Source organism: Mangrovibacterium sp. (genome assembly GCF_041596335.1).
Classification (GTDB): domain Bacteria; phylum Bacteroidota; class Bacteroidia; order Bacteroidales; family Prolixibacteraceae; genus Mangrovibacterium.
The window spans coordinates 57,717-74,991 of record NZ_JBFHIT010000018.1; the positions used below are offsets into that span (position 1 = coordinate 57,717).

Here is a 17,275-nt window from a genome sequence, read left to right on the forward strand (position 1 = left end):
TTTTCTGATCAACACAAATATGAAAAGTAAATACCTTGGAACCTTCATTTGTATCGCACAAACATTTTGGTATTTATTGATCCACAGAATAGACTTAGTCTATTTTACTTGTACAAGAAGTAAAGTCGGAGCTATAAAGGACATTGTTCTTTTGACACTGTGTAAACTGAGGAAAATAAAAGTAATTAACCATTTACATGGCAATGAAATAATGGATCTATTTACTGGTGGTTCATTCTCAAAACTCATATTATGGGCATACAAGCAAATTGATACAACCATATTTGTAACCGAAAGACAAAAAGAATTGATGCCACCCTCTTTAAATAAGATGCGAAAAATTGTTATTCCCAATTGTTTTGACCCGATTCTGGAAAAAGTCAATCGAATCATATCAGATGAATCTCGTGACATTCATGTTCTGTTTGTCTCTTTCATCATGAAAAGCAAAGGGATATTCGTGGCCTTGGAAGTCTTTGAACGAATTGCCAAAGAATACGAAAATGTTTTTTTTCACATAGCAGGTCAACCTCTTGGTGATTATCTGATGCCTGAATCGGAAGTAAAAGAATTATTTGGGAAACATTTCAGACGTCTGGATTCCGAATATCCAGGGAGATTCGTTTATCATGGGGTCGTAAAAGATGATGAAAAGATAGACCTCTTTACGAAATGCGATATCTTCTTATTCCCGACCTTCTTTAAAACGGAATCTTTTGGTTTGGTCAATATTGAGGCGATGAGAACGGGAAATGCTGTCATAACAACGAACCATAACTTTTTACCCGACATAGTCACGAAAAATGAAGGAATATTGGTGGAACCCAATAATATCGAAGACACATACATGGGTATGAAATATCTAATCGAAAACCCGAATAAAATGAAAGATTTACAACGCCATAATATGGATCATGCCAAAAACACATATTCTCCAGAGGCTTTCAAAAAGCTGATTAAAAATTTATTTATGGAGTTCATGCTCTTAGATTTGCATAAGTAGTAATGCAAGTATTCCTCAATAGAAACAATATTTATGAATCTGAAAAAAATATTAATTACTGGCTCCTCTGGATTTATCGGGTCAAATTTAAGTAACTACTATATCACGCAAGGTGCCGAGTTACTTAATCTCGATTCGAAAGAACCTATTTCTTCAGGTAGCATAAAACATTGGAAAAAAGTGGATCTAACAGATCTAAATAAGCTCAGCAGAGTCATATCAGAATTTCAACCCGACTACATTCTCCATTTTGCAGCGAGAACAGATCTTGACGGAAATACTGCAGAAGATTATAACGCGAATACTCTTGGAACTGAAAATCTGATAAAGGCAGCACAAGGAGTTAAAAATTTGAAGCGTGTTATTTTTACCTCTTCCATGCTAGTCTGTGGTCCGGGCCACATTCCAACGCATCCTTTAGAATATGCCCCAACTACCGTCTATGGAGAAAGCAAAGTCGAGATGGAAAAAATAATCCGTAGATATACGCATCATTATTCATGGGCGATCGTTCGCCCAACTTCCATCTGGGGGCCTGGGTTTGGTGTCCCTTACCGGAATTTCTTCGACATGGTTATCAACCACTCCTATTTCCACATTGGGGATAAAGCAGGCACTAAAACATATGGGTATATCGGCAACCTAATGTACCAAGTTGACTCGATCTTAAATGCACCTACTGAGGAAATTAACGAGCAGGTATTTTATTTAGGCGATTATGAACCAACGAATATAAAAATCTGGGCGGATGAAATCGCAAAGCAACTTCATTATAAAATTAAAACGATTCCTTACCCAATAATAAAGTGCGCTGCGTTTGCCGGAGATTTTTTTAAACGGATTGGTATTGCATTTCCAATGTCGTCATTCAGACTAAAAAACATGACAACTGATAATATTGTTGATCTAAGTAATACTCAAAAAATTGCTCCCAACTTACCATTCAACAAAACTGAAGGAATTAAACAAACTTTAAATTGGCTTAAAGAAAATCGATGAAAATCTCCCTCATAACTGCTACTTACGACAGCTACCCAGCCATTAAAGACTGTATCAATAGCATTGCCCAACAAACGATAAAGCCGGAACATCTGATCATAGACGGAGGTAGTAAAGACCTCACCTTGGGCACGATTAAAACCAGTAAGTCCGTGTCAAAATATATATCGGAGCCGGACAAGGGTATTTATGATGCGCTAAACAAAGGGATTCAGATGGCTAATGGTGTCATCATTGGTGTATTACATTCGGACGATCTGCTGACATCGGATACCACGTTGGAAACCATTGCCCGTATCTTTACCGAAACAGGCGCCGATGTGGTTTATGGCGACTTGGTTTATGTGGACAAGGAAGATACCAACAAAGTCATTCGCTATTGGAAAAGCCAAGCCTTTAAACCGGAATTGTTGAAACGTGGTTGGATGCCCGCCCATCCCACTGTCTTTGCCAAACGCGAAGTGTACGAGAAACACGGTCTGTTCGATTTGTCGTTCCAGATTGCTGCCGACTACGATATGATGCTACGAATCTTCAAAGACGATAGCCTAAAAAAAGTATACTTACCTGAGGTGATTACCCGAATGCGGGTTGGTGGAGCTAGCAATAAAAGCCTTAAAAATATTCTCCGAAAATCAACTGAAGATTACCGGGCCATGCGAAAAAACGGCCTGCCCTTCCCTGCCTGGACGCTGCTATGTAAAAACCTCTCAAAGCTGCCGCAGTTTTTAACAAAAGCTTGAGAGGATGTTGAATTGTTGGATCCCAAAAGTTCGGTAGTTGAAAGTGTCAAAGTTGAAAAAAACGAAATATAGCTATGACAGGTTTTAATGGTCTCCCAAAGCGTCTGGATCGGATGATGCACTTAACCAAGCATAGTTTTCGATGCTTACAAACAAAGACAGGCCGATTATAATTGACATTTCAACCTGTTAAACAGTTCAACATTTCGCAACCTTTCAACACAACTGCTTATATTTGTGATCTCATCCAAAAACAACATAAATGAAAACAATCCTCATCACCGGAGGTGCCGGATTCATCGGGTCCCACGTGGTTCGTCTTTTCGTTAACAAGTATCCCGACTATAAAATTGTCAATCTCGACAAGCTGACTTACGCGGGAAATCTGGCTAACCTGAAGGATATTGAAGACAAACCGAATTACGAGTTTGTAAAAGCTGACATTGTGGATGCTGCGGCTATGCTAAAAGTTTTCCGTGAATATCAGTTTGAGGGAGTGATTCATCTGGCTGCCGAGTCGCATGTTGATCGCTCAATTGCCAACCCTACTGAATTTGTGTTTACGAACGTGATTGGAACCGTAAATTTGCTGAACGCTGCACGCGAAGTTTGGAAAAACAATGCTGAAGGCAAGCTATTTTACCATATTTCAACCGACGAAGTGTATGGTTCGTTGGGTGTTGAAGGAATGTTCACCGAAACCACCAAATACGATCCGCACAGCCCCTACTCGGCATCGAAAGCCAGTTCCGACCACTTTGTGCGAGCCTATTGCGACACGTTCGGGCTTCCTGCGTTGGTTTCGAATTGCTCGAACAATTATGGTTCATTCCAGTTTCCGGAGAAGCTAATTCCGCTGTTTATTCACAATATCCGCAACAACAAGTCACTGCCGGTATATGGCAAAGGCGAAAATATTCGCGACTGGCTTTGGGTTGAAGATCATGCCCGGGCGATTGATGTCATTTTCCATCGGGGTAAAGTTGGCGAGACCTACAATATTGGAGGCCATAACGAGTGGACCAATATCAACCTGATTAAACTGATGTGCGCCATTTTGGACCGCAAGCTGGGCCGTGAAGCAGGTGAGTCGGAAAAACTAATTACTTATGTGAAAGACCGTGCCGGCCATGACTTGCGTTACGCGATCGATTCAACTAAATTGCAAAACGAGTTGGGTTGGGTGCCTAGTCTTCAGTTTGAAGAAGGATTGGAAAAAACCATCGACTGGTATCTCGAAAACGAAGAATGGATGAATAACGTCACCAGCGGTGACTATCAAAAATACTACGAAGACCAATATCAGAAACGGTAATTTATGGCGGTCTCACTTGGAGTGAGCCCACCAATACATACAAAAACCCGATAACTAAAAACGCGCAACCCAAAATATCCACATTATGAAAGGAATCATACTAGCCGGCGGATCCGGCACCCGGCTCTACCCGATTACCAAAGGCATCTCCAAGCAGCTGTTGCCGATCTACGACAAACCGATGATTTATTATCCCTTGTCGGTTTTAATGTTAGCCGGAATCCGAGAGATTCTGATTATTTCGACGTCGGAAGATCTGCCCAACTTCGAAAAGCTATTGGGAAGTGGCGAAGAACTTGGATTGAGCTTCAGTTATAAAATACAGCCCAGTCCTGATGGCCTCGCTCAAGCGTTTACACTAGGTGCTGAATTTATTGGCGACGACAATGTCTGCATGGTTCTGGGCGACAATATCTTTTATGGACACGGATTTACCGCTTTACTGAAGGAAGCACGAAAAAACGTTGAAACAGAAAACAAGCCAACTGTATTCGGCTACTATGTGAATGACCCGGAACGTTATGGGGTCGCCACATTCGACACAGCCGGAAATGTGACATCCATTGAAGAAAAGCCAGCCATTCCAGCCTCTAATTATGCCGTTGTTGGCTTATATTTCTACACCAACGATGTGGTAAAAGTGGCATCTGAAATTCAACCTTCAGCCCGCGGCGAGTACGAAATCACAACTGTCAATCAACACTATTTGGATGAAGGACGCCTGAAAGTTGAGTTGATGGGACGGGGTTATGCATGGCTCGATACCGGCACCCACAAGTCGTTTCTGGATGCCAGCACCTTTATTGAAACCGTGGAAACACGGCAAGGACTAAAAATTGCCTGCATCGAAGAAATTGCTTATAAAATGGGCTATATCAATAGAGAACAGCTCCTAAAACTAGCTGAACCACTCAAGAAAAATGATTACGGGCAGTATTTGCTGAAATTGGTAAAATAACCTGCCAACACAAATTTTTTATCTGGAATTGATTTCGCAACCTCATTGTAGCATCAAGCTGATATTAAGAGAATTTCAGGATGACGATTTCAATTTGACTCAATTCAACATCCCTATGAACATCATAAAAACCGCGATTCCCGACGTACTGATCTTTGAGCCAAAGGTTTTTGGCGATTCCCGTGGCTATTTCTTCGAATCATTCCGCCAGGATGTATTTGAAAAGGCCGTTGGGAAAATCCACTTCGTGCAGGACAACCAATCGAAATCTTCGTATGGTGTATTGCGGGGGTTGCATTTTCAGCTACCTCCGTTCACCCAGTCTAAATTAGTTCGCTGTATCGAAGGAGAAGTTTTGGACGTTGCCGTAGATATCCGAACCGGATCGCCAAACTACGGACAACATGTGGCCGTGAGGCTTTCAGCGGAAAATCACCGTCAATTGTGGGTTCCGCAAGGATTTGCACATGGGTTTATTGTTCTGAGTGAAACGGCCACTTTTGCGTACAAATGCGACAACTATTATTCTCCGGAGCACGATGGAGGCATTTTGTGGAATGACCCAGACCTTGACATTGACTGGATTATAGCAGAAAACGAAATTCAATTGTCAGAAAAGGACAAGAATCAACCTCCTTTTCAATCCGTAAAAACGTTTAGTTTCGAAAAATTCAACCAACAAGCTATTTACCCTCACCCTTAAAATTAGAATATACAGGCCTGGGAAACAGGCTAAATTCCGATAGTTTTATTATTTTTGACTTTATGTCTACTACAATAATTGTCTTACTGGCTTATTTAGTTCCTTTAATTACGGTCTACATTGTTCAACCGTCTGTAGCCAAGGTCGCGTTAGCCAAAAACTTTATTGCAGAACCCGAAGAGCGATTTGCAGGCATCCCGCTTCTAAGTCTGGGAGGGGTGTCCATGTTTATCGGCATCAACCTGTCCGTCTCACTACTTTGCACCAGAGTTGGTTTTTTGAGTATGCACGCTGTAATCGCGGCTTTGATTGTCCTGCTTTTTTCAGGCTTTATTATAGATACCAGTTTGGCCGTACGTTACTTCCGTTTTTCGGTGAAATTATTGGCTGCCATTCTGGTGGTTTTTCGGTTTCACGAAGGGGCTTTTCAACTCTTGCCAAACCTGCCGGTCTGGACAAACATCCTGCTTCAAATCGGGTTTCTAGTCGGATTTATGCTACTTTATCACCGATTAACAACCTATAAGAAAACTTTATTACTACTACTGGCAATTGCGAATGCCCTCGCTTTTGGAGTTATCTTCTGGCCCAATCAGCACGAATTTCACTGGTCGTTGCTGGCCTTTAGCCTGGCGGGAAGCTTATCGGGAATTATGACCTACGCCCGCTATGCCCACCGGCTGAACAAACCACTGCCGCTAATTGGGCATACAGGAATTTATTTCACGGCGCTTTTGCTTGGCACCCTCTGGTTAACCTTTTTTCGTGTTCATCCTATATTCTAGCTGAAGCGGGCAAAGTACTTATACCGACGAGTATTTGAAACACAACAAATTCACTTCGTCTTTCATTGTGTTTCAAATATCTATCGAGATTATACCTACATATGCTATGGTGTTACTTCGCCGTTTTTAACAGAAATTCACGGAAATCCTCAAACGAAGTGCTGAGTTCAACCGAGAGCTTTTCGCCCTTCATAAATTCAGCTAACTTCTCCGGCAAGGGTACATTCCCGGTTCCGATAATACCTTCAACCGTTTCGGTAAACTTGGCCGGATGCGCCGTTTCCAGAAAGACCCCTGTTTCACCGGGCGCTAAATCCTCGCTTAAAGCTTTATAGGCGCAGGCTCCATGCGGATCGAGCAGATAGTTATGTTGCTGGTAGACGTTCAACAAGGTCGCTTTAATCTCGTTATCAGAATAACGAAAACCCTTCATCACCTGTTTAATTTGTTCGTGTGATTCTCCGAAAAGATCCAGTATTCGGGCAAAGTTACTTGGGTCGCCCACATCCATCGCATTGGCTATGGTAGCCACAGATGAACGCGGTTCGTATTTTCCATTTTGAAGGTATTTGTATACAATGTCATTTTCGTTATTAGCCGCAATGAATCGTTTGATTGGCAAGCCCATTTTCTGCGCAAACAACCCTGCAGTAAGATTTCCGAAATTACCACTGGGCACGGCAATCACCAACTCATTCTCCATTCCTTGCTCTTTCAACCGGGCATAAGCGTTGAAATAATAAAACGCTTGCGGAAGGAAACGAGCCACATTAATGGAGTTAGCAGAAGTCAGTGTCAACGCTCCTTTGAGTGTTTCATCAAGAAAAGCCGTTTTCACCAGGCGCTGGCAATCGTCGAATGTTCCGGCGACCTCAATTGATGTGATGTTCTGGCCAAGCGTTGTAAACTGCTTTTCCTGAATCTCACTCACCAAACCTTTTGGATAGAGCACATAAACATCGATTCCCGGAACTGCCAGGAACCCATTTGCCACAGCACTCCCCGTGTCGCCCGATGTTGCCACCAGCACATTCACATGCTCTTTATTTCCTTTCAGGAAGTAGGCCAGCAAACGCGCCATAAACCTTCCGCCAACATCTTTAAAAGCCAATGTCGGCCCATGAAAAAGCTCAAGTGAATATATGGAGTCGTGAACAGGCACCACCGGACAATCAAACTGTAAGGTGTCGTAAACCAGCTCTTTAAGATCAGCTTCCGGGATATCTTCACCAAAGAAAGCCTTTGCAACCTCAAACGAGATTTCCTGAAAAGTCATCTGATGAATATTCTCAAAAAAAGAAGCCGGCAATGGATTGATACGTTCCGGCATAAATAGGCCTTTATCATCGGCTAAGCCTTTGGTTACCGCTTGTTTTAGCGATACTTTCGACACGGTTTTGTTAGTGCTGTAATATAACATGGTTAATTTCTAATTCCTGATTTCAAATTCCAACCTTTACGCCCGATCCGATGGCGCTACTCATCAATTCTACCTATTCGCTTAAAAGCGCTTCCATAAAGTCGCGCCCATGGATTAGACCATAACTTCCTTTGGTGACGGTAAATTCATCATAGGCTTGCACCCCATCGGCTGCCTTACCTGGTTTGTATATAATGAATGGAACCGGATCTTTTGTATGCACAGTTGTAGCGCATGGTGTAGGGTGATCGGGCAAAACGGCAATCGTGACAGGTTCGTCCATTTTTGCTGTTTCTTCGACCAAATATTTCACCACTCGTTGATCCAGGTATTCAATGGTTTTCGTTTTCAGCTCCACATCGCCTTCGTGTCCGGCCTCATCACTTGCTTCAATATGCAAATAAACCAGGTCACATTCCTTTAGTGCTTCGATTGTCGCCTGTGCTTTTCCTTCGTAATTGGTGTCATATAAACCGGTAGCACCTTCAACTTGAATTACTTTCATTCCGGCGTACACGCCAATTCCCTGAATCAGGTCGACAGCAGATATAACAGCCGACTTTTCAACCCCATACATTTCTTTCAATGTAGGCATTTCTGGTTTATAACCGGGAGACCACGGCCATATACTATTGGCAACATCTTTTCCGGCAGCTTTACGCTTCTGGTTTACCGGATGTTCGGCTAAAATGTCAATCGATTTTAAAATCAAATCATTCAACAGAATAGCGGTCTCGGCTGATTCAGCTGCTTCTGCTTTAGGCAGATAGTCTTTCCATGGTTTTCCGGGGACATCGTGCGGAGGTGTACAGCCCAGTTGTTTTTTACCTCCTTTAATGACTAATAAATGACGGTAAGAAACACCTTTGTGAAAAATCACACGATCGTTGCCCAGTTTTTCATTCAGGAAATCAATCAGGTCGTGGGCTTCCTCATTGGAAATATGCCCTGCTGAATGGTTTTTAATATTCTCACCGGCCAAACAAATTAGGTTACACCGAAGCGCTAAATCGCCGGGGTGCAAAATCACCCCCATACTCGCTGCTTCCAGCGTACCGCGACCTTCGAACACCTTGGGCACATCGTAGCCAAGCACCGACATATTCGCGATCTCGCTACCAGGATGCATTCCTTCCGGAACAGTTACCAATTGACCGCAGCGTCCCAATTTTGCCAAACGGTCAATCTCAGGTATGTTCGCCATTTGAAGCGGTGTTTTTCCTCCGTAATTTTCCAATGGCTCATCAGCCATGCCGTCTCCTAAAACGATAATATATTTCATCTCAAAAAATACAAGTTAAAAATTCCAAAATCCAAATCTCTTCCAACGAAAGCAAATGACACTCGTTAAAGTTCAATCCGCCTCCATTTTTTTGAGTTCTATCTAATTCCGATTGGCTTCGTTTAGATATTCGACACCCGGATAATGTCGGCAAAAACTCCGGCTGCCGTCACTGCTGCTCCGGCACCATATCCCTTAATAATCATCGGAAACTCGTTGTACCGTTCGCTGGTAAACATCACCAGGTTATTGCTTCCCTGAAGGTCGAAAAACGGATGTCCCTGAGCGACTTCCTGCAACCCAACTTCAGCATGTCCGTCTTCGTATTTGGCTACAAAACGCCAGCATTTATTTTCTGCATCAAGTTTCTGACGACGCTCTTCAAAATCAGTGTCGACCTTGGAAATATTGGCCCAGAAGTCATCGATCGTTCCTTCAAAATAATTATCCGGAATGAAGGTGTTGATCTGCACGTCGTCTTTTTCAATCTTATAACCCGATTCACGTACCAAAATCAGAAGCTTACGCACAACATCAATTCCGCTCAGATCGATCCGCGGATCTGGTTCCGAGTAGCCTTCTTCTTTAGCCAACTGAATGGTTTTACTCAATGGCACATCTGCGGAAATGGTATTGAAAATAAAGTTCAACGTTCCGGAAAGAACCGCCTCAATCTTCAAAATTTTATCACCGGCATTCACCAAATCATTCAAGGTATTGATAATCGGCAATCCGGCTCCAACGTTGGTTTCGAAAAGGAACTTAACTCCCTTGTTCTTGGCAATACTTTTCAGCTTTTTATAATTGTTGTAATCCGACGAAGCAGCAACTTTGTTGGCTGTAACGATGGAAACGTTCGCATTCAGTAAATCGGCATACAAGTCAGCCGAGTTGTTGGAGGCGGTACAATCCACAAACACTGAGTTGTAAATATTCAGATCGATAATCGCCGCTTTATAAGCGGCCAGGCCTGATTCTACCCCATCTATCTCGAGACGATCGCGGAAACCATTGATATCAATGCCATCCCGGTCGAGCATCATTTTTTTCGAATTGGCAACGCCGACCAGCTTAATTTTCAAATGCTTTTCTTTCAGCAATTTTTCTTGCTGCTGTTGAATTTGCTTGAGCAAATTGCCGCCAACCAGACCCATACCCAACAAAAAAACATTCAACTCCACATTTTCAGAGAGAAAAAATGACTCGTGTACCACATTCAATGTTTTTCGCAGGTCGCTGTTTTTTACAACCCACGAAATATTCAATTCGGATGCCCCTTGAGCAATGGCAATTATGTTGATCCCATTTTTACCGATTGTATTAAATAACTTGCCGGCAATACCGGTTGAATGCTTCATATTTTCACCAACGATGGCAACAATAGACAAGTCATTCTCCACCTCAACTTTATTGATTTTATGGGACATGATTTCCCGCTCAAATTCAGCACGAATCGCAGTCTCGGCAGAAACAGCCTTGGGTGTATCAACAGCAATAGAAATAGAATTCTCAGATGACGCCTGCGAAATCAATATGACGTTGATATTATTTACAGCCAGCGCACTGAACAAACGCATTGATATACCGGTAACACCAACCATCCCCAATCCCTGAACAGTAATCAGGCTGATATTTGAAATGGACGAGATTCCTTTAATCGGACGGTCTTTCCCATTCATCCGGCGGCTTGTGATCAACGATCCGGACGCCTGCGGATTCAACGTATTTTTAATAAAAGTTGGAATACCTTTTTTGTAAACCGGCAAAATTGTTGGCGGGTAAATCACTTTTGCACCAAAATGAGACAGTTCCATCGCTTCCGCGTAGCTCAACTCTTCAATCACATAGGCTTTACTAATCACCCGTGGATCAGCCGTCATAAAACCATCAACATCGGTCCAGATTTCCAACACCGAAGCATCTAAAGCGGCAGCATAAATTGCAGCAGTATAATCGGAACCTCCCCGCCCCAATGTCGTGTAGTCACCATCTGAATTGGAGGAAACAAATCCCGGAGCAATGCAAATGCCTTTAAACTCGCCCAAAGCGGCTTTAATCAATGTATTGGTCAAGCTAAAATTAACTTGCGCTTTTCCAAACGCGCTATCAGTTTTAATCAATTTCGACGAATCAATCCAACTGGCATCATCAATAAATTCGCTTATAATCAATGATGACAATCGTTCGCCAAACCCACCGATTTTATCGAGTGTTTTATCAGTCAGCTCGCCAATCATACTTACACCAACAATCACACGCTCAAGCTCATCCAATAGCTGACTGACACGTTCTTTAACTTCCTCTTTTTGTTCGCCCTCAAATAGCTGATCGACCAACGATTCGTGGCGTTCGCGAATCGCCGTTATTTCCGTGTTGAAATAATCCGTTCCGAGGATCGCCATTTTAGCGGCGTTCAAGATTTTATCGGTAATTCCACCTAAAGCAGAAACCACCACGACAACATTATCGTTCTGACTCTTAACGATCTCTTTTACCTTTCGGATATTTTCGGCACTTCCAACAGAGGTACCTCCAAATTTCAACACTTTCATTATATGAATCAATTAATTAGATTTTTCAAAAAGCTCCTGAACTTAATCATACACAGACTAAAATCCCGGCCTTTTTCTGACTGGCTTATATCGCTATTTCATGCGTTTTTGATGCGATTCGCCGCATGCCATCCATAGGATTCAGGGAATCAAAACACATTTCAGATTCCGATTCATCACACGCATTACTTCAGCGCCACACCTGCATTCAACCAGATATTACAATAAGCCCCAAAAATATGCTTATTTATTATTACTTTCTAATATTTACTAACAAAATTAGCCGTTAAAAGCTTCGCTTAACTTCAAATTGAAAGACAAGCAAGTTCGAAAACAGGAGCAAAAAAAAATCCGGATGAAGCAGCGCTCCACCCGGATTAATCTGCATAAAAATATTGTTACACCACAGCCGTCGTGCCTGCAGTTACCGCTTCAAAAATTTTACTTTCCAGTTCGTGTGCCAACTCCTGATTATCCTTTAGGATGGTACGAACCGACTCGCGTCCCTGACCCAATTTTGTTTCGCCGTAGCTAAACCAAGAGCCACTTTTCTTAATGACATTATAGGTCACACCCAAGTCGATGATTTCCCCGGTTTTAGAAATCCCTTCGCCATACATGATATCAAACTCTGCTTTTCGGAATGGTGGAGCCACTTTGTTTTTCACCACTTTTACGCGGGTATTGTTTCCTAGCACTTCATCACCATCTTTGATTTGTCCGATGCGACGAATATCCAAACGAACCGAAGCATAGAATTTCAGCGCGTTACCTCCGGTTGTTGTTTCCGGGTTTCCGAACATCACACCAATTTTTTCACGTAATTGGTTAATGAAGATACAGCAGGTTCTTGTTTTGTTGATATTGGCTGTGAGCTTCCGCAATGCCTGCGACATCAAACGAGCCTGCAAACCCATCTTCGAATCCCCCATATCCCCTTCAATCTCAGCTTTAGGGGTCAAGGCAGCAACCGAGTCAATAACAACAATATCGATTGCTCCGGAACGAATCAGGTTATCGGCAATCTCAAGTGCCTGTTCTCCGTTATCCGGTTGCGAAATTAGCAACTCATCGGTATCAACCCCTAATTTCCGGGCATAAAACGGATCGAAGGCATGCTCTGCATCAATAATTGCTGCTATACCTCCCGCCTTTTGAGCTTCGGCAATCGCATGAATCGCCAACGTGGTTTTACCCGACGATTCCGGCCCATAAATCTCAATGATCCGGCCTTTGGGGAATCCACCAACGCCCAACGCAATGTCCAACCCGATTGAACCGGTTGAAATGGAAGGAACTTCCTCGGCTACTTTATCGCCCATCTTCATGATGGCACCTTTTCCGTAACTCTTTTCAATTTTGTCCATGGTTAGCTGAAGAGCCTTCAGCTTTTCCTTGTTCACATTATTTTGTTCTTCTTTTGCCATATTCTATTTTAATTCTAAAGCTGTCATTAATTGATTTGTATGTTCTTTGGTTTTCACTTTTCCAAAAACTTCAGCAATCGTTCCGTTCTCGTCAATCACATAAGTTGTGCGCAAAACGCCCATGTATTTCTTGCCGTACATGTTTTTTTCACCCCAAACACCATAAGCGTCCAATATTTTGTGCTCTGTGTCGGCGATCAGGTTAAATTTGAAACCATATTTATCGGCGAACTTTTTATGGGATTCCACGCCATCCGGACTAACTCCAACGACCTCGAATCCCTGCGAGAGCCAATAGTCATAGCTATCATTTAAATTGCACGATTCAGCAGTACATCCGGGAGTATTGTCTTTTGGATAAAAGTATATAATTACTTTTTTCCCTTTGAAATACTGAAGAGAAATTGTCTCTCCGTTTTGATTAAGTCCATTGAAGTCAGGAGCCTGATCTCCCTTGTTTAATAAAGCCATAACTCTTTATTGTTTAATTACACAAATATACTTTAATAAATTCGAATAGCTGGATATGTGTCCGCAATTAATCGTCATTAATCCGACCAGAAACGCTCCTTTTTTTGAGCCTGAGGCGATTAGTCAAATCACATCCTCAAAACAACGTTTTGCAATTTTAGTTTCCTTCCAACAGAAATAATGACAAACTGAAATTAATTCCCGATCCATCGGCTTGTTCGCCTGATCTCTTGGAACATTTTTTGTAATTTTAGGTCGGTAAACGAACATTTTATGTACCCAAGAATCAAACACCTTCGCCTCAAACTGTTTCGCAATTTTCTGACAAGTAGTATCTGTCTGTTGTTCAGCATAAACCTCATCGCTCAATCTGACCCGGAGATGATTGCCAAACAGAATTTTTCGAATGGCCAATTTACAAAGGCGCTACCTGTATTTCAAGATTTAGTTCGCCTTTATCCCGATGATCCGGAGTTAAACTACTATTTAGGCGCCTGTTTAATTGAAACCGGACAGTTTAGTTCGGCCGCCCATCAAGCATTAGAACATGCAGATGGCACGAAAAAATCGAACTGGTATCTGGCTCAATATTATCACGCCACCAACCAATGGGAAAAAGCGATGGAGTCCTATCAGGAATTCAAAGATAACGGCTCTCAAGAGGACATACAGGACGTTTCGCTTGAAGAAATGATGGAACTTTGCTCACAAGAGGTAAATCCCTACGGGTTGGCATCAGATGAAAACGAAACGCTCTCTGCCCCCCAGATTGAAATGCCGGAACAGATAACAAGTATTGAATCAACCAATTTGATAGAAAGCGCTCCGCTACCTCCCTCCGGCCCCAGCTACTCTGACAGTTTGATCTCGTTTCCTGTTAATGCAGAAATTACGTACTGGAAGGTTAGCCAGTTTAAATCGGCCGAAGCCCGGCAAAACTTTATCGACGCGCGACTGCTGGAAAGCACATTGAAAACGCAATTACAAAACAGCAAACAACTACGTGAGAAATATGACGAAGCCGATGATTTGGAAAAAGCCCGGCTTGCCGAATCAATTTTGAATTTGGAACAGCAAACGTACAACTTAAGCCGAGAAATAACCCAAAAAGATCAGGCCGCCCACGAAACTGAAGCGAACTACTGGCAAGCAGCTGATTTAAAGGAAATAAGTGAATTTAAAGCAACCGTCCGCCACCAGAAAGACAGCCTGGCCAACGCATCGAAACAGGCGCAGGTGGAAGCCGAACAGCAGGCTCAACTAATTATCGTTGAAGCGACTGATTCGTTGGCGATGGATAGCCTGCAAACCGAAAGTCTTCCGGTTGATGAAATTACCTATCGAATTCAGATTGGCGCCTATAGAGATACCCCTCCCGAATGGGCTCAGCGGCTATTCAAAAAACTGTCGGTCTTGCGTCGAATCGATCAATACAAGGATGACAATGGAGTTACAGTGTACACTGTAGGCGAAATAAAAAACTATGAAGATGCACAACAAATGCTAAAACAGATTAAATTAGAGGGCGTAAGTAATGCCATCATTGCTGCCTACAAAAACAAGGAACGTATTTCGTTGAACGAAGCCCGAAAAACTGCAGAATAATGGACTCACAAAAAAAGCTACAGAAACAATCCGACGAGAACGAAAATACCCAATCGAAGAAGGAACGATTTCTCATCCTGCACAACGATGACTACCATTCGTTTGATTATGTGATTGAAGCCCTGATGCTTGTTTGTGAGCATGAACAGGAGCAAGCTGTGCAATGCACTTTATTAACACATTATAAAGGAAAATGTGATGTTAAAAAAGGAAGTTTTAATTACCTTAGACCAATGAAGCAAGCCCTTATCGCCAAAGATTTAAAAGCGACCATCGATTAACCTAAGCTGAATATGACTATTCTAATCATCCTGTTCCTCATTTTTCTTGGCATCCTGTTGCTTTTACTCGAGTTTGCCGTTATTCCAGGTGTAACGATTGCCGGAATTGGCGGAGTACTTTTACTTGGAGCGAGTATATACCTGGCCTTTGACACCTACGGTGTACTTTTTGGAATTATCACAACTGCATTTGTTATTATTGTTACACCACTATTGGTGCTAAAATTCTTTAAAAGCAGAGCCGGTAAAAAAATGGTATTGGATTCGGAAATCACCGGTCGGGTCGACGAGATCAGTGGTGAAACTATCCACATTGGAGATGAAGGAATCACAATCGGCAGATTAGCTCCAACCGGGAAAGTCAGAATCAACCAACAAACCATGGAAGGCAAAGCGATCACCGGGTTTATCGACCAGGAGAAACCTGTTCGGGTTATCGAAGTTTTAAAAACACAAGTTATTGTAGAACCTATAAATTAATCAAAAATGGACTATTTTGGAACTTTTGGTCTCGTAGCGGGCATATTCGTCCTGCTAATTATCATCTTATATTTCATTCCTGTAGGGCTCTGGTTTTCCGCGTTGGTCTCCGGGGTTCGCATTTCGTTACTGCAACTATTCCTGATGCGATTCCGTAAAGTTCCGCCATCAGTTATTGTGCGTGCATTAATTGAAGGAACCAAAGCCGGCATCAAACTGGATCGCGACAAGTTGGAAGCTCACTATTTGGCCGGCGGAAAAATCGACATGGTTGTACACGCTCTGGTGTCTGCAGAGAAAGCAAATATCGACCTTGGATTTAACATGGCTACAGCGATTGATCTTGCCGGGCGCGATGTATTTGAAGCAGTTCAGATGTCGGTAAATCCGAAAGTAATTGACACGCCTCCTGTTGCCGCCGTTGCTAAGGACGGAATTCAGCTAATTGCAAAAGCACGGGTGACCGTCCGTGCAAACATAAAGCAACTAGTCGGGGGCGCTGGCGAGGATACCATCCTCGCACGGGTTGGCGAAGGTATCGTATCTACAATCGGATCGTCGCACACGCACAAGGCCGTTTTGGAAAATCCGGATTCAATTTCTAAAGTCGTTTTAGGAAAAGGACTGGATGCGGGAACAGCCTTCGAGATTCTATCAATTGATATTGCCGATATCGACATCGGTAAAAACATCGGGGCAGGCTTACAAATTGACCAGGCTGACGCCGATAAAAACATTGCACAAGCTAAAGCGGAAGAACGCCGTGCAATGGCAGTGGCACTCGAACAGGAAATGCGTGCGAAAGCACAGGAAGCCCGGGCAAAAGTTATTGAAGCCGAAGCACAGATTCCTCTGGCCATTTCAGAAGCATTCCGCAATGGCAACCTGGGAATTATGGACTACATGAAGTACCGCAACATTGACGCTGACACACAAATGCGTTCGTCAATAGCAGGAGAAGGCCAGAATAAATCGAAAGAATAATTCACGACTTTGGAGTCCCCTTTCATAAAGATTAAACTGATTTAAAACTAGCTAGAGCCCTATCGATTTTCAGGTAGGGCTTTTTTATTAAATATGAAAATTAACAAATATGCTGTCCAGCACATTTTTTAACATTGAGGTAACATTTGTTTGTGCTTTTCAGCATATCTTTGTCGTAGATTTTATTTCATAAGTTTAGGTTTGATTAGTTTTATTGGTTTAGTTAGGTTTGAAAAGGGTAGATAGAGATCTACTCTTTTTTTTTGC

General features: G+C 42.6%; 16 protein-coding genes. 11 read left to right on the forward strand and 5 right to left on the reverse strand.

All coding sequences use genetic code 11. The features are described from left to right. Positions 1-331 precede the first annotated feature (331 nt). The 7 genes from ABZD21_RS08420 to ABZD21_RS08450 all read left to right on the forward strand — a co-directional run bounded on the left by ABZD21_RS08420 (position 332) and on the right by ABZD21_RS08450 (position 6,506). On the forward strand, positions 332-1,003 hold the full coding sequence (locus ABZD21_RS08420; protein ID WP_372774378.1) for a glycosyltransferase family 4 protein: 672 nt from the start codon (positions 332-334) through the stop codon (positions 1,001-1,003). 33 nt (positions 1,004-1,036) lie between these two features. Continuing rightward, complete coding sequence (locus ABZD21_RS08425; RefSeq protein WP_372774350.1) at positions 1,037-2,002, forward strand: NAD-dependent epimerase/dehydratase family protein; 966 nt, start codon at positions 1,037-1,039, stop codon at positions 2,000-2,002. After that, positions 1,999-2,745, forward strand: a complete 747-nt coding sequence (locus ABZD21_RS08430) for a glycosyltransferase family 2 protein (protein WP_372774352.1) — start codon at positions 1,999-2,001, stop codon at positions 2,743-2,745. Before ABZD21_RS08425 ends, ABZD21_RS08430 begins: the two co-directional genes overlap by 4 nt. Positions 2,746-3,007: 262 nt before the next feature. Continuing rightward, positions 3,008-4,060 (forward strand): dTDP-glucose 4,6-dehydratase, encoded by a 1,053-nt coding sequence (gene rfbB, locus ABZD21_RS08435; RefSeq protein ID WP_372774354.1) that lies wholly within the window; start codon positions 3,008-3,010, stop codon positions 4,058-4,060. 85 nt (positions 4,061-4,145) lie between these two features. Continuing rightward, positions 4,146-5,018 carry a glucose-1-phosphate thymidylyltransferase RfbA gene (gene rfbA, locus ABZD21_RS08440; RefSeq protein ID WP_372774356.1) on the forward strand — a complete coding sequence of 291 codons (873 nt, stop codon included), beginning with the start codon at positions 4,146-4,148 and terminating at the stop codon, positions 5,016-5,018. A 115-nt stretch (positions 5,019-5,133) separates the two neighbouring features. After that, the gene (gene rfbC / locus ABZD21_RS08445) at positions 5,134-5,721 is read left to right on the forward strand and encodes a dTDP-4-dehydrorhamnose 3,5-epimerase (protein ID WP_372774358.1); all 588 of its coding nucleotides are present in this window, start codon (positions 5,134-5,136) and stop codon (positions 5,719-5,721) included. Between the two features lie 62 nt (positions 5,722-5,783). Next, positions 5,784-6,506 (forward strand): hypothetical protein, encoded by a 723-nt coding sequence (locus ABZD21_RS08450; protein ID WP_372774360.1) that lies wholly within the window; start codon positions 5,784-5,786, stop codon positions 6,504-6,506. A gap of 112 nt (positions 6,507-6,618) precedes the next feature. On the opposite strand, the gene thrC is transcribed toward ABZD21_RS08450, so the two are convergent. From thrC to bcp, 5 genes are all read right to left on the reverse strand, one after another. Then, a complete protein-coding gene (gene thrC, locus ABZD21_RS08455; RefSeq protein ID WP_372774362.1) occupies positions 6,619-7,926 on the reverse strand; it encodes a threonine synthase in 1,308 nt (435 codons plus the stop codon). Between the two features lie 73 nt (positions 7,927-7,999). Then, entirely contained in the window at positions 8,000-9,208 is a 1,209-nt protein-coding gene (locus ABZD21_RS08460; protein WP_372774364.1) for a cofactor-independent phosphoglycerate mutase, read from the reverse strand. A 122-nt stretch (positions 9,209-9,330) separates the two neighbouring features. Continuing rightward, positions 9,331-11,760, reverse strand: a complete 2,430-nt coding sequence (thrA, locus tag ABZD21_RS08465) for a bifunctional aspartate kinase/homoserine dehydrogenase I (protein WP_372774366.1) — start codon at positions 11,758-11,760, stop codon at positions 9,331-9,333. 398 nt (positions 11,761-12,158) lie between these two features. Further along, positions 12,159-13,187: a recombinase RecA gene (gene recA, locus ABZD21_RS08470; RefSeq protein ID WP_372774368.1), complete on the reverse strand. Its 1,029-nt coding sequence runs from the start codon at positions 13,185-13,187 to the stop codon at positions 12,159-12,161. Positions 13,188-13,190: 3 nt separating this feature from the next. After that, on the reverse strand, positions 13,191-13,658 hold the full coding sequence (gene bcp / locus ABZD21_RS08475) for a thioredoxin-dependent thiol peroxidase (RefSeq protein WP_372774370.1): 468 nt from the start codon (positions 13,656-13,658) through the stop codon (positions 13,191-13,193). A gap of 273 nt (positions 13,659-13,931) precedes the next feature. On the opposite strand from bcp, the gene ABZD21_RS08480 reads away from it, so the two are divergent. Genes ABZD21_RS08480 through floA form a run of 4 tightly spaced genes read left to right on the forward strand, consistent with a single transcriptional unit; the run spans position 13,932 to position 17,008 of the window. Beyond that, positions 13,932-15,263, forward strand: coding sequence for a tetratricopeptide repeat protein (locus tag ABZD21_RS08480; protein ID WP_372774371.1), 1,332 nt, complete (start codon positions 13,932-13,934; stop codon positions 15,261-15,263). Next, the gene (locus tag ABZD21_RS08485) at positions 15,263-15,544 is read left to right on the forward strand and encodes an ATP-dependent Clp protease adaptor ClpS (protein WP_372774373.1); all 282 of its coding nucleotides are present in this window, start codon (positions 15,263-15,265) and stop codon (positions 15,542-15,544) included. Before ABZD21_RS08480 ends, ABZD21_RS08485 begins: the two co-directional genes overlap by 1 nt. A gap of 12 nt (positions 15,545-15,556) precedes the next feature. Next, complete coding sequence (locus ABZD21_RS08490) at positions 15,557-16,024, forward strand: hypothetical protein (RefSeq protein ID WP_372774375.1); 468 nt, start codon at positions 15,557-15,559, stop codon at positions 16,022-16,024. A 6-nt stretch (positions 16,025-16,030) separates the two neighbouring features. Beyond that, entirely contained in the window at positions 16,031-17,008 is a 978-nt protein-coding gene (gene floA, locus ABZD21_RS08495) for a flotillin-like protein FloA (RefSeq protein ID WP_372774376.1), read from the forward strand. Positions 17,009-17,275 lie beyond the last annotated feature (267 nt).